Raw genomic sequence first — 13493 nt, forward strand, 5'->3', positions numbered from 1 at the left:
AGGAGCTGACTAGCGGCTTCTCGATGCCCCTCGACCTCATCCTGAGGGCCCGCGAAGCGGGTGTCTCGAAGGATGGCTCCAGCGAGGTGTTTCCGGCGCCAACTGGACCATCCTTCGAGACGAATTGCTCTGCAATTCCCTCAGGATGAGGCGAGGGCCATTCAAACCTCTTTCCGGCCTTGCCCTTTACCTCTGAGCAACTCCTCAAGCGCCGACTGCTCCGTCGCATCGAGCGGGACCGCTGGCTGGACCTTGCGCCTTCGCATGGAGACGAACACCCCGATGCCTCCGACAACCAGAACCGCGAAGGGACCGAGCCATAGCAGGAGATTGTGGCCGCTGAAGGAGGGTTTCAGAAGGACGAACTCGCCATAGCGCTGGACGAGGAAGTCGCGCACCTGAGAATCGCTGTCTCCGGCCGTCAGGCGCTCGCGCACGAGAACGCGCAGGTCCTTGGCGAGCGGCGCATCCGAATCGTCGATGGACTGGTTCTGGCAGACGAGGCAGCGCAAGCCCGACGAAATGCCCCGCGCCCGCTGCTCGAGGGCCGGATCCTTGAGCACCTCGTCAGGCTGAACGGCAAGCGCCGAGCCGCCGAGGCCGAGCGCAAGAATCAGGGCGAGCGCGGTCCGCATGGCCTACTCCGCCGGAGCCGGCATGGCCTGTAGACCCTTGGCCCGCACCGGCGCGCCGACGCGCAGGCGGCGGTCGCTCAGGGACAGGGCCCCGCCCGCCGCCATCACCACGGCGCCGAGCCAAATGAGCAGCACGAAGGGCTTGTAAAACAGGTGCAGGCCGACCGATCCGTCCGCCTGGATCTCGCCGATGCTGGCATAGACTTGGCTCAAGCCGAACGTCATGATTCCGGCCTCGGTGGTCGGCATGTTGCGGGTCACGTAGATCCGCTTCATCGTCTCGACATGTCCAAGCTCTCGTCCACCTGATGACACCAGGAGGGTCGCCACCTCGTCGCGGTAATTCGCTTCGGCACGGGGCACAACCCGTTCGAGCTTGACCTGATAGGGACCGGCGCTCAGCGTGTCGCCGACCTTCAGGATGCCGAGCTCTTCGGCGTTCCAGGCTGTCGCCGCGATGCCGATGACGGTGAGACCGACGCCCGCATGAGCAAGGCTGGTGCCCCAGGCTGAACGGGGCAAGCCCCGCGCGCGGCGCAAGGCTGCGGAGAGGTTCGAGCCCTTCGCCCAGGACCGCGTCAGGATCTCGTTGAGCGAGCCCAGGACGAGGAACATCCCAAGTCCGATGGCGAGCGGCGCCAGGACCGGGCCGCCAAGGGTGAAGGCATAGACCGCGAGCGTCACCAGGATCGCGATGCCGATCACGGCGTAGAGTCGCTGCGCCGTACCGAGAAAGTTGCCGCGCTTCCAGGCCAGCGTCTGGCCGAAGGGCAGAAGCAGCAACAAAGGCAGCATCAACGGCACGAAGGTGAAGTTGAAGAACGGAGCCCCGACGGAAATCTTCTCGCCCGTGACGGATTCGAGCGCCAGCGGATAGAGCGTGCCGATGAACACCGTCGCGCAGGCGGTGGCCAGGAACAGGTTGTTCAGCACCAACACGCCCTCGCGGGAAACCGGCGCGAAGATGCCGCCCTGCTGCAGCATCGGCGCGCGCCAGGCGAAAAGCGCGAGCGAACCGCCGATGAAGATCATCAGGATGGCCAGGATGACGATGCCGCGCTCCGGATCGACCGCGAAGGAATGCACCGAAGTGAGCACGCCGGAGCGCACCAGGAACGTGCCGAGGAGCGAGAGCGAGAAGGTCAGGATGGCGAGCAGGATCGTCCAGACTTTGAGGGCGTCGCGCTTCTCCATGACGACGGTGGAATGGACCAGGGCGGTGCCCGCGAGCCACGGCATGAGCGAGGCGTTCTCCACCGGGTCCCAGAACCACCAGCCGCCCCAGCCGAGTTCGTAATAGGCCCAATAGGACCCCATGGCGATGCCGAGCGTCAGGAAGGCCCAGGCGCCGAGGGTCCAGGGCCGCACGATCCGCGCCCAGACCGCGTCGATGCGCCCGTCGATGAGGGCCGCGCATGCGAAAGCGAAGGTGATCGAGAAACCCACATAGCCGATGTACAGGAGCGGCGGATGGATCGCGAGGCCGAGATCCTGCAGCAGCGGGTTGAGGTCCTGGCCCTCCAGGGGCGCCGGCACTACGCGGGTGAAGGGGTTCGAGGTGGTGAGGATGAACAGCAGGAACGCCACCGTTACGGCGGCCTGAACGCCGAGCGTGTTGGCGCGAAGCCGCAAGGGCACGCTTCGGCGGGCCCCCGCCACCACGGCCCCGAACAGGGTCAGGATGAGGATCCAGAGCAGCATCGAGCCCTCGTGGTTTCCCCAGACGCCGGAAATCTTGTAGATCATCGGCTTCGTCGAGTGGGAGTTTTCGACCACGTTGAGCACAGAGAAGTCGGAAGTCACGTAGGCGGCCGTCAGCGCCAGGAATGAGGCCAGGACGCAGATGAAGACCGCGATGGCGGCGGGCGGCGCCACGTTCATGAGAACCGGATCGTTGACCCGCGCGCCCCAGAGCGGCACCCCGAACTGGATCAGGGACAATCCGAGCGCCAGCGCGAGCGCGTAATGTCCGGCCTCGACCAACACCGATCAGCTCCCTTAATTTTGTGCCTGTTGTGGGGCTTTTGCCTCGCCCTGCCAATGGCCTTGACGCCGCAGAGCATCGGCCACCTCGGGCGGCATGTAGGTCTCGTCGTGCTTGGCCAGCACCGTATCGGCCCGGAAGACGCCCGACGGCTCCAGCATGCCTTCGGCCACGATCCCCTGCCCTTCCCGGAAAAGATCCGGCAGCAAGCCCTTGTAGTGAACGGCGACGGTGCTCGCCATGTCGGTCACCTCGAAGCTCACGAGCTGGTTCTCGTCACGCCGCACGGTGCCTTCCTTGACGAGGCCGCCCAGGCGGAAGCGCGTGCCGGGCTGCACGTTCTTGGCCTGGATGTCCGACGGCGCGTTGAAGAACACGATGGTGTCGCTCATGGCGAAGAGCACGAGGCCGAGCGCCAGCGCCAGCACGGCACCCGCTGTTCCGATGAGGGTCAGGCGTCGCTGCTTGCGGGTCATGGCTTCGTCGCGTCGTCGGTCAGTTGGAGGTCCTGGGCCATCGCGTCCACCATTTGCAGGCCAGCCCCATCCTTCGCAAGGGCCTGGCGGGCGCGCCGGGCGGCATCCTGTGCTTTGTCGCGCTGTCCCAGCACCATGTAGGAGCGCATCAGCCGGGTCCATTCCTCGGCCGAGCCGCCCTGGGACGCAAGGCGGGACGCGAGCCCGTCCACCATGCCTTGGATCGCAGCGGCATCCGGCATGGGGCTGTCTTGAGCGGGTGCGGTCCCGTCGAGGCGGGCGAGCTGGTCCTTCACCACGGGCACCCAAGGGGCGTTCGCCGGTGCGGAGGCGAGAAGCGAGGTGTACTCGGCCCGAGCCTTGTCGGTCTGCCCGTCTTGCGCGGCCGCCTGTGCGAGATAGAACCGGGCCCTCGGGGACGATCCGTCGAGCTTGATGGCCTCGTCGAACGCAGCCTTGGCCTGGGCGGTCACGATGCCGCTCTGGGCGAGCACGAGAGCCTCGCCGTAATTGGTCAACCGGTTCGCATCCCGGCCGAGAAGCCTGAGGGCGGTGGCGTAGGCGTTCACGGCGTCGTTCACGCGGCCCATGCGCAAGTAGACCGGCGCAATGATGTCCCAGCCCTTCCCGTCCTCCGGGCTCTTGGCCAGGTGGGCCTCGATCTGGCCGACGGCGGCGGCGAGGTCGATCCCGTCGGCGGCCTTGGCCTGCGGGGCGGGCCGCGCGACCGGCAGGTGCGGGGACCCGTAGGCGCCGTAGACCGCCACGGCGAGAATCGGCACCAGGGACAGGGCCAGGGCGGAGACCGCCCGGCGGCGGCGCAGGGCGGGCTCACCCACGGCGTAGGCGGCCGCATCGGCGCTGGCTCCGGCCCGGATGAGGCGGCGCGCCGCCTCGGCCTTGGCGGATTCGGCCTCCTCCGGCATCAGCATGCCCCGGGCGCGGTCACGCTCGATCTCGGCGATCTGCTGGCGGTAGAACTCCGTGTTCGGATCGTCCCCGGCAGCGGCGGATTCGTGGCGCGACAGGGGCCACAGCACCGCCATCACGGCCGCGGCCGTCATCACCAGCAAGACAATCCAGATCACCATGGGGGCCTACTTAACGCGCGCTGCGGTGAAGCACGACGGTGGCACGGTGTCACGCACGAATGATGCGCCCTCAGCCGCCATCCCCCGGAAGTTCCAGCCGGGCCCGCAGGCCGCCGGAGGGAGACGGCTCCAAGCGGAGGCGCCCGCGATAGAGGGCCGCCAGATCGCTCACGATGGACAGGCCGAGTCCCGAGCCCGGTTTGGTCTCGTCCAGGCGCCGCCCGCGCTTGAGCATCTCGGTCCTGGCCTCCTCGGGCAGGCCGGGACCGTCATCGTCGATGAGGATGTGCAGCCACGGACGGTCCAGGTCCTCGACCCGGGACGCCGTCACGCTCACGTGGGAGGCGGCCCATTTGGCGGCGTTGTCGATGAGATTTCCGGCCATCTCCTCCAGGTCCTGCCGCTCGCCCCGGAACTTCACGCCCGCCAGGCATTGAACCGCGATATCGAGGTCCTTGTCCCGGTAGATCTTCACGAAGGTGCGGGACAGGCCCGCCAGGACCGGCTCGACCTCCGTCAGGGTGCCGAGCGTCCCGGCAAGCGCCGCCGCGCGGGCGCGGTCGAGGTAGTAGTTCACCTGGTCGCGCATGAGGGCGGCCTGCTCCCGCACCTTGGCGGCCACGTCCTCCGGGGCGCTCTCGGCCTCGTTGACGATGATGCTGAGGGGCGTCTTGAGGGCATGGGCGAGGTTGCCGACCTGGGTGCGGGCCCGCTCCAGGATCTCGCGGTTGGTGTCGAGGAGCAGGTTCAGCTCGCTCGCGAGGGGCGCGATGTCCCTCGGGAACTCGCCCGGGATGCGGTCCGCCTCGCCCCGACGAATGGCTGTCAGCGCGCCGCGCAGCTTGATGAGGGGCTGGAGGCCGAAGCGGATCTGCAGCAGGGTCGAGGCGCCGAGCGCGACGCCCAGGGCCGCGAAGGTGACGAGCAGCGCGAAGGAGAAATTGCGGATGCTGCCTTCGATCTCGTCCGCCGGACCGGCGACGCGGATGATGAAACGCCCCTCTTGGCCCACATCGATGTCCCGCTCCACCATGCGCAGGCCCCGCTCGTCCGGCGCTTGGCCGTAGCCGCGCCGGATTTCGCCGAAGCGCGGCGTCTGGCCTTGCGGCACGAGGCTCGGCAATTGTCCGCCGAACAGCGATTTCGACAGGCGGATGTTCTGCTCCCGCGCGTTCGGACGCACCACCTCCCAGTACCAGCCCGACAGGGGCAGCTCGAAGCGCGGATCGCCGATGGGGCCGAGATCCCGGTCGGGATCGCCCGGCGCCACGAGGGCGGACGCCAAGGTGTTGGCGAAGACGAGAAGCCGCTGGTCGAAGGCGCGCTCCGTGTTGTCGCGGTAGACGGCGGACAGGATGAGGCCCGCGATGAGGAGGATCACGAAGCTCCAGAACACCGAGGAGACCGCGAGGCGGACGGCGATGGAGCGCCCGGCCAGAGGCTTCCAGAATCCGGCCGGGACGGTCTTCCCGAGAGGTTTCGCCAGGGCCCGCAGGCCTGTCACGCGGGGGTCCGCGAGGCTTCGAGAAGGTAGCCCAGGCCGCGCACGGTCTGGATGATGTCGACGCCGAGCTTCTTGCGAAGGCGGCCGATGAACACCTCGATCGTGTTTGAATCCCGGTCGAAATCCTGGTCGTACAGGTGCTCGGTCAGTTCCGCGCGCGAAACGATCCGGCCCGTATGGTGCATGAGATAGGACAGCAGCCGGTACTCGTGCGAGGTGAGCTTGACCGGGTTGCCGTCCACCACGACGCGGCCGGAGCGGGTATCGAGGCGCACGGGCCCGCAGGCGATCTCGCTCGTGGCATGGCCCGTGGCCCGGCGCAGAAGCGCGCGAACGCGGGCCAGGAGCTCCTCCATGTGGAAGGGCTTGGTCACGTAGTCGTCCGCCCCGGCGTCGAAGCCTTGGACCTTGTCGCTCCAGCGGTCGCGGGCGGTCAGGATGATGACGGGCATCTTCCGCTCCTCCCGGCGCCAGGCATTGAGCACGGACACCCCGTCCACCTTGGGCAGGCCAAGGTCGAGGATCACGGCGTCGTAGGGCTCGGTCTCGCCCAGAAACTGCCCCTCCTCGCCGTCATAGGCCTGATCGACGGCATAGCCGGCCTGTTCCAGGGCGGTCACGATCTGGCGATTGAGGGTCTGATCGTCCTCGACGACAAGCAGGCGCACGGTGGCGGTACTCCCTAGTGAACGGATTTGACGGTGCCGGACGATCCGTCCACCATCACTTGCACGATCCGGCCGTCACTCTGCAAGGCCATGATGACATAGACGAGGCCGTTGTCGTTACGGCATAGGCTGGCCCGCAACACGTCCGCGTCGGGCACCCGCCGCCGGGCCGTCACCACCGCCGCCACGGGGGCGACGACGCCCTTGTCGGCCACTGCCTGACGCATCTCGCGAGGCGGCAGGCAGTTGAGCGGGACAGCTTCAGGGCTCTGGGCGTGAACCGCGCCGCAGAGCCCGAGCCACAGGAGGATGGGCCCTAGGAAACGCATGGCCGCACCGTGCCGGAAAGGCCGTGAATAGAGCCTGAATGACGTTTCATCCGCCCTCCGGTCAGTTCCGGATCTGCTGGGTGGCCAGGATGCGAAAGAGCGTGGAGGCAATGAAGCTGCCGGCCGCGACGATCTGCACGATGGCGTCCGCCACCGCGCCGGAATCGACGCCTGACGCATCGAAACCGAGCACGCCCGCCAGGACGGCCAGCAGCCCCAGGAGGTTGGACCAGACCGTACGGCTGGCGAGAATGGACTTGGTATCGGGCATGGGGATCTCCTTGAGGGCTTGGGGCACGAGGGCGAGCGCGGCGCGTTCCACGGCGAGAACCCGCCGCTTCCAGCCGCGCCCGAAGAGCCGCCATGGGCCGAGCCGCTGCAGGAAGCCGAGCCGCTTGCGGGTGAGGCCGCGGATGACCTCTTCCGGGTCGGCCGCGGCGGCGGCGAGCAGCGTCTCCCGTCCCACCCGGCCATCAGGCCGTACGCCCAGGAGGCGCTGAAGCGCGCGAACGGATCGGGCGGGACCGGAATGGACGGCGAAGTCGAACAGCGCGAGGTCGATTCCGGCCGGCAGGCCGTCGGCCCGCACGGCATCCCAGTAGAGGCGGCGGTAGATAGCGCCCGCTTCCGGCGCCGTGAGCGCACGCACCTCGTCGACGGTGACGGGTCGGCCCCGGGCGCGCGCCAGGGTGCGCTGGGTGATGCCACGATTGGTGGCCCCGCCCGGATCGCCGGGATGGCGCACGAAGCCGCCTTCCAGGTCCAACACGGCCCGCAGGGCCGGCTCGAAGGAGCGGGCCGTCATGGCTCGGCCTGCAGGGCGATCGCGGCGCCGCCGCCGAGGTGCAGGGTGCCGTGAGCGCCGGCGGCGCCTCCGAAGCTTCCGGAGGCCTGGACGCGCAGGATCGCCGCATGGGTGCCGGGCGTGCCCGCCAGGGACGCGCTCGGCGTGCCCGCGATGGAGATCCAGGACGAGGTGGCGCTGTCGAGGAACGCCATCTGGCTGCCCGAGGGCGCCCCTGCCGTCCAACCGAAATAGGTGGCCGTCAGGACGGCGCCCGTCCGCATGGCGACGGGCAGAAGGATCGGGGCTTCGATCATGTTGGCGGAGACCCTCTGCGCCAGGACGCCCAGGGTGCCCGTCGTGGTACCCGTAAAGGGAAGCCGCTGGTAATAGCGGCGGCACCGCGCCTCTTCCGTGTCGAGGGCGATGCCGGCCCAGGGCGTTGCGGCGCCGCCGGGTTCGAGCTTGAGGCGCCGGAAGGCGCAGGCCGAAGCGGCCTGGAGCCGGAAAGTGACGGATCCGGTCTCCCCCGGGCCCAGCGTCAGCGTCGCCGAGCGGCGGCCGGATCCGGCCGGGATGACGCCCGACGCCCCACCGAGGGACACCGTCAGGGCGCTCGTGGGGTTCTCGACGGACAGGGTGTAGGTTTGACCGCCATAATGGGCGGCCCCCAGCAGGGAGGCCGTCAGGTCGACGTCGAGCACCTGCTCGATGGTGCCGGTCAGGGTCGCGGTGCCGTCGGCCGCGCGGCTGAGCGTCGCGTTGCCGGTGCCGGCGCGCCAGCGGTCGAAGCCGTAATAGCCGACCGCGAGCGATCCCCCCGGAAAGCCGCGCTGGTTGACCAGGAAGGCGGCGTTGTGGAGCAGGTTCGGCCCCGGCAGGCCGGCCAAGCCCGCGAGGCCGCTGGGGAAGGACACGATCCCGGTGTTCCGGTCGATCGCGAGGGCGTCCCGCCACAGGCTCCCGTCCGCCGAGACGCGGATGCTGAAATCGTCGCCCCCGATCAGGCCCGTCTCGGCGCGCCCGCTATAGGCGCGCTGGTAGAGCTGGGACACGACGTTGGCGGTCTCGCTCTTGTTGAGGGAGATGCGCAAGTTGCCCGTCCCGCCCTCGCCCGCCGCGCGGGCGGTGAAGAGGGCCGCGTTGAGCTTCGCGGCAAGGCGGTTGACGTCGTCCGCGACGGTTCCGATGCCGAGCCGGTCCAGGTTGTCGAGGTCGCGTCCGTAATGGCCGAGGTCCTGCCAGTCGGCGCCGTCGAAGACGATGACGCAATCCTCGGCCTCCACGTAGGCGTGCCATCCGGCGCGGGGCACGAGGAAGCGCCAGATCCCGAGATCGAAGAACGCGACCTCGCCCGGATGGCCGGCGAATGCGCCGGTCGCTTCGCCGCCGACGAGATAACGGGCGCCCTCCGCGGGCGCGGCGGGCGGAGCGGCGCGGTTGCGTTCGATGACGGCCAGATGCACGAGCGCATCGAGCGTCGCCAGCGCCTCGTTGTGCGTGACGTGCTTTTGCGCCTGCGCGGCCGCGAGGAGCGGCAGGTCGAGATGAGGGGTGTTGGTCATGAGGGCCTTAGGAGTTGGCGAATGATGAATGGCGAATGGTGGCTGGCGCCGTGACGCTTTTCACATCACGTCATGCGGATCGTGACGATGCGTTCGAAGCCGCGCCCGACCGAGGCGCTCAACTGGACCACGCGGATCGTGAGCTGCGTTTGCGGGGAGCCGAAATCGGCCAGTTCGAGGGCGGACGGATAGAGCAGCGAGGGTTCACCGGTGATGATCGTGCGCTTGGCGACGCCGCCGGACAGGATCTCTGTCTCGTAACGCTCGGTGGCTTCGCCGAGCGGCACGTCCAGCGGTTCCCAAGGGTCGCCGTCGCGCCGGGAGCGGCGCGTCCAGGTCAGGCGGATGCCGCCCGGTTCGCGCCGCGCCGCGACGTGAACGGGGCTGAAGGGCTTGAACGCTTCCAGGGTGGCTGTCGCGGTGAATTCGACCGCGGACGCGTCCGCGTGATCCCGTCCCGACGGCGCCACGCGGTAGCGCCACGGAATGCCGAGATCGGCCATGTCACGGGTAAGCGGCACCACGGCTTCGTCCAGGCGAACGATCAGCGACCCGGCCGGAACGTCCCTCGCCGCTTCAAGCTCCGTCCCGCCGAGGCCCCGCAGGAGACGTGACAGGCGATAGGTTCGCTCGCCGATCAGTTCTGCGCGCGCCACGGAAACGATCTCCCAACGGCCGTCGCCGCCCTGGACCGCGAACAGATTCGCGCCCGCCAGCGCGGACTCGTCATCCACGGACGCGACCGCGCCGGACGAGAGCACGACGTCGAACGCGGCGCGCGGGTCCCAGCGCCAGAGCGGGCCTGGAGCGAGCGCCGATTGCGTCCGGCCGATCACCGCCGGCAGGTCGAGGACATGGGTCGGCGCAAAGCCCAAGCCGTTGCCGGAGCGCCAGACCGTGACCGCGCCGGGCCAGGGATCGGCCGCGACGGCGATGTGCTGGAGCACCGTCGGATCGGCCCCGGCCGCCGGCAGGTCGAGCACCACGACCAGGGGCTTGCCGGGCACGGGCGGGGGCTTCCTCGGCGGTTTGGGCAGGGACAGGCCCGGCATCTCGAAGATCGCCGGTTCGACCGCCCGCGCATGAACCTTGCGCGTCGCGCCGTCCGCGATGCGGGTGATGCGATGGAGCTTCTCGCCCCCGTCCGTGGGCAGGCGGACCACATCGCCGGGCTCGAGGTCGATGCGGCGCGGCGACAGTTCGAACTCTGCCGTCTCGCGCGCCGCCCACAGATCCTGGAGCCAGGTATCCGCGAGCCGCTGGGCCTCCGCCCGCCGGGTCACGATGGCGGAATCCGCCCGCGCCTCGCGGCGGCTCGCGCCGGACAGGCGCCGCGACGCGACGGCGGCGCGGCGGTATTCCCCATCGCTGTCCGTAAAGCCCAGCTCGACCTGCAGCGGCAGCTCCGTCTCCTGCGAGCGGGTGAGCCGCAAGGCGGGCGTCTTCTCGTCGAGGACGAAATCCTCCCGCGCGAGGCCCTCCACCGCGCCCCCTCCGCGCCCGCGCCAGACGATCTTGCCGCCGCTCACGACGGCGTCGAACCCGAACAGCCGCGACAGCGGTTCCAGCGCGGCCCGCGCCGACATGGGCCGGTCGATCACGTAGCCGTCCATGAAGCCGTCGACCGGGATCGAGAGCGGCGCATCGAGACCGAAATCGCGCAGGATCGTGCGAATGAGATGATCGAGCGGCGCCCCCTCGATGCGCCCCGTGATCCAGTGGCCGGTCTCCCAGTTGGCACCGTCGGCCCACACGGTGTCGAAATCCGGAAAGGCCGGGAACGGACGCGCATCCCACGCCCACACATAGACGTGGCCCGGATCGACCATGCGCCCGCCATAGACCGTGGAGACCGGATTGAACGCCGGCTCGAAACCGTGCTGCGCCGGATCGAACCGCGACAGGATCGCCTCGAGCCCCCGCGCCTGGGACAGGTCGTCCCGCGTGCCGCGCGAGAATGGCGGATAGGCCGATTCGGACGATTTGGGATCGGGAAATACGTTCGGTCCGTTCGGTCCCTTGTCCACGGCCGGGATGCCGATCTCGGTGAGCCAGATCGGCTTCGATTGCGGCAGCCAGGGGGTCGCCGTGGTTTCGCGGCCGCCGACACGCTGGACATGGCGGCTGGACCACCACGACACGAGATCCTTCGCCCGGTAGATCCAGGCTTTGCCGTAAGCGCCGTCCGTGATCGGCCGCCGCGTCTGGGCCGCCCGTTCTGATGCGTTCGCATAGTAGAAATCGAACGCTTCGCCGCTTCCGAGCCGCTCCCGCAGATAGTTCACATCGTAGGGACTTCGCGCCACGGCGCGATCCGCGTGGTCCGGACTGTCCCGCCAGTCGGAGATCGGCGGGTAATAGTCGATGCCCACCGCATCGATGTCCGCGGAGGCGAAGAGAGCATCCAGGGGAAAACGAACTTCGTCGCCGCCGTCGAGCACGTGCGCGCCGTACTCCGTCCAATCGGCCGCATAGACCAGCTTCGTTCCGGCGCCGAGGCGGGCGCGAACATCCGCCGCGAGCCCGTGCAGCTGCGTGACCGCCGGATAGACCCCGGAAGCAGAGCGGACGCGCGTGAGGCCGATGAGCTCGCTGCCGATCACGAAGGCATGCACGCCGCCCGCATCCCGCGCCAGGTCCGCGCAATGCAGGACGAGGCGTCGATAGCCCCAGTCACGGGTGAACCAGCTCGAGACCTGGGCGCCCGCCACCGCGGTGCCGTCCGGCGATCCGCCCATGCCCGGCGCCGGATGGCAGGTGATGCGCCCGCGCCAGGGATAGGGCGGCTGACCCGTTCCGCCGTAGGGGTTCGGGAGCGCGTTGCCGATGGGCACGTCCATCATCACGAACGGATAGAGCACGACCTCAAGCCCGCGTTCCTTGAGGTTGCGGATGATGCGCACGACGGATTCGTCCGAGGGCGTTCCGCCATAGGCCGGCGAGCCGTTGACCTGCGACACCGGCCTGGCGCCGGCCCGGCTCAACCCGTCAACCCTCCAGACGGCGCCGTCCGTCTCCTTGTCGTTCACGTCGACGCGGGGCGTGATCGTGCAGTTGCCGGCGCGCAGGTCGTCGCCGAACCAGCTCACCACCACGGAGACGCGGCGCAGGTTCGGGCACAGGGCCTGGAGCGCGTCCAGGGAGGCTCCCACGTCGCTCGCGCGCTGGAACTGGTGGACGTTCTCCGGCAGCGACCGGCCGAGGCCGAGCACGCGCATGACCGTGCGCTGGTCGTAGCCGAACTCGGTCGCGCCGGGGATGAGGCACACGGCGCGCACCATGCGGTTGAGCCCGTCCACCGGCCGGATGACCTCGAAGGAGAATTGCGGCACGCGATTGCCGAAATCGGCAAGCGGCAGGCGCTCGAACACCACATAGGCCAGCCCCCGATAGGCCGGCGCGTTCTCGGCCCCCTCCTTCGCGACGACGAGCGGATCGGCCACCTGGCCGGGATGGCCCGCGTGAATCCGCATGGTGAGCGTCGAGACGTCGAGCTCGCGTCCATCCGCCCACACGCGGCGCACATGGGCGATGGCGCCCTCGCACAGGCCGACCGCCAGGTTGGCGAAGTAGGAATAGGTGACCGTGGTGGTCTTCCCGCCGGCCGCCGCCCCGCCCTTTCCGCCCTGCTTGTCGGAACGCTCGGTCTTGGTGTTCACCACCTCCTCGAGCCGCGTCGCCCAGATCAGCTGGCCGCCGATGCGGGCGCGGCCGTAGACGCGGGGGATCGGCGCTCCCTCCGAGGAGGTGAGACCGTCGATCTCCTTCAGGCGCGGGCCTTCCACCACCTTGCTGTCGCCTCCCCCGAGAAGCGAGTTGTCGATCGCGGCCCCCGCCAGCCCGCCGAGCGCGCGGCCGGCCATGGCGCCGAGCGGGCCCGCCACAATGCCGCCGACCACGGAGCCGACGGTCTGAAGTACGAGGGTGGCCATCAGATCAGCTCCGGAAAACGAAACACATGGGTCAGGTGCCGCCGCCACCAGGGCCCGATCGCGACCTCGGACACACAGGCCCCGTCATGGGCGTGCACCATGGTGCGGTCGGAGGTCGCGATGGCGCAGTGCTTGGCGGGGAGGCTCTCCCGCCACCTGAACAGCAGCACGCAGGCCTCGTCGAGCCCGCGCGGATCGGTCTCGACGAGATGACGCCGCGCGGCCTGCAGCAGCGTATCGGCGCCGGCCTCGGCCCAATCGGGCGTATACGGAGGCGGCAATTCGGGTTCGACGCCATACACGCCACGCCACACGCCGCGCAGAAGGCCAAGGCAATCACAGCCCACGCCTTTGAGCGAAGCCTGATGGCGATAAGGCGTGCCGATCCAGCCGCGCGCCGTGGCAACGATGAGGGAAGGAGTCATGAAGAAAGCCGATGGTGAGTGGCGTATAAGGAAGGGCGCACAGGATAAGGCGCCCTATCCTCCCCTTGAGGGGGAGGATCGGCCAAAGGCCGAGGTGGGG

At 69.1% G+C, this 13493-nt stretch carries 11 protein-coding genes; all 11 read right to left on the minus strand.

What is annotated here, in order from left to right:
* Nucleotides 1-161: 161 nt before the first annotated feature.
* The 11 genes from ILT42_RS00045 to ILT42_RS00095 all read right to left on the minus strand — a co-directional run bounded on the left by ILT42_RS00045 (nucleotide 162) and on the right by ILT42_RS00095 (nucleotide 13393).
* Nucleotides 162-635, minus strand: a complete 474-nt coding sequence (locus tag ILT42_RS00045; protein ID WP_204213258.1) for a cytochrome c-type biogenesis protein — start codon at nucleotides 633-635, stop codon at nucleotides 162-164.
* Nucleotides 636-638: 3 nt separating this feature from the next.
* The gene (locus ILT42_RS00050) at nucleotides 639-2621 is read right to left on the minus strand and encodes a heme lyase CcmF/NrfE family subunit (RefSeq protein WP_204213259.1); all 1983 of its coding nucleotides are present in this window, start codon (nucleotides 2619-2621) and stop codon (nucleotides 639-641) included.
* A 12-nt stretch (nucleotides 2622-2633) separates the two neighbouring features.
* Nucleotides 2634-3095: a cytochrome c maturation protein CcmE gene (gene ccmE, locus ILT42_RS00055; RefSeq protein ID WP_204213260.1), complete on the minus strand. Its 462-nt coding sequence runs from the start codon at nucleotides 3093-3095 to the stop codon at nucleotides 2634-2636.
* Nucleotides 3092-4186, minus strand: coding sequence for a c-type cytochrome biogenesis protein CcmI (gene ccmI / locus ILT42_RS00060; protein WP_204213261.1), 1095 nt, complete (start codon nucleotides 4184-4186; stop codon nucleotides 3092-3094). The genes ccmE and ccmI overlap by 4 nt, the downstream gene beginning before the upstream one ends.
* A gap of 70 nt (nucleotides 4187-4256) precedes the next feature.
* Complete coding sequence (locus tag ILT42_RS00065; RefSeq protein ID WP_407664526.1) at nucleotides 4257-5681, minus strand: ATP-binding protein; 1425 nt, start codon at nucleotides 5679-5681, stop codon at nucleotides 4257-4259.
* A gap of 5 nt (nucleotides 5682-5686) precedes the next feature.
* Entirely contained in the window at nucleotides 5687-6358 is a 672-nt protein-coding gene (locus ILT42_RS00070) for a response regulator transcription factor (RefSeq protein ID WP_204213263.1), read from the minus strand.
* A 14-nt stretch (nucleotides 6359-6372) separates the two neighbouring features.
* Nucleotides 6373-6687, minus strand: a complete 315-nt coding sequence (locus ILT42_RS00075) for a PepSY domain-containing protein (RefSeq protein ID WP_204213264.1) — start codon at nucleotides 6685-6687, stop codon at nucleotides 6373-6375.
* Nucleotides 6688-6748: 61 nt separating this feature from the next.
* Nucleotides 6749-7492, minus strand: coding sequence for a glycoside hydrolase family 108 protein (locus tag ILT42_RS00080; RefSeq protein WP_204213265.1), 744 nt, complete (start codon nucleotides 7490-7492; stop codon nucleotides 6749-6751).
* Nucleotides 7489-9036, minus strand: coding sequence for a DUF2793 domain-containing protein (locus tag ILT42_RS00085; RefSeq protein ID WP_204213266.1), 1548 nt, complete (start codon nucleotides 9034-9036; stop codon nucleotides 7489-7491). The genes ILT42_RS00080 and ILT42_RS00085 overlap by 4 nt, the downstream gene beginning before the upstream one ends.
* 65 nt (nucleotides 9037-9101) lie before the next feature.
* Nucleotides 9102-12968 (minus strand): baseplate multidomain protein megatron, encoded by a 3867-nt coding sequence (locus tag ILT42_RS00090; RefSeq protein WP_204213267.1) that lies wholly within the window; start codon nucleotides 12966-12968, stop codon nucleotides 9102-9104.
* Nucleotides 12968-13393, minus strand: coding sequence for a C40 family peptidase (locus ILT42_RS00095; protein WP_204213268.1), 426 nt, complete (start codon nucleotides 13391-13393; stop codon nucleotides 12968-12970). Before ILT42_RS00095 ends, ILT42_RS00090 begins: the two co-directional genes overlap by 1 nt.
* Nucleotides 13394-13493: the final 100 nt, after the last annotated feature.

Origin of the sequence: Microvirga pudoricolor, assembly GCF_016892705.1 — a bacterium.
Taxonomy (GTDB): Bacteria; Pseudomonadota; Alphaproteobacteria; order Rhizobiales; family Beijerinckiaceae; genus Microvirga; species Microvirga pudoricolor.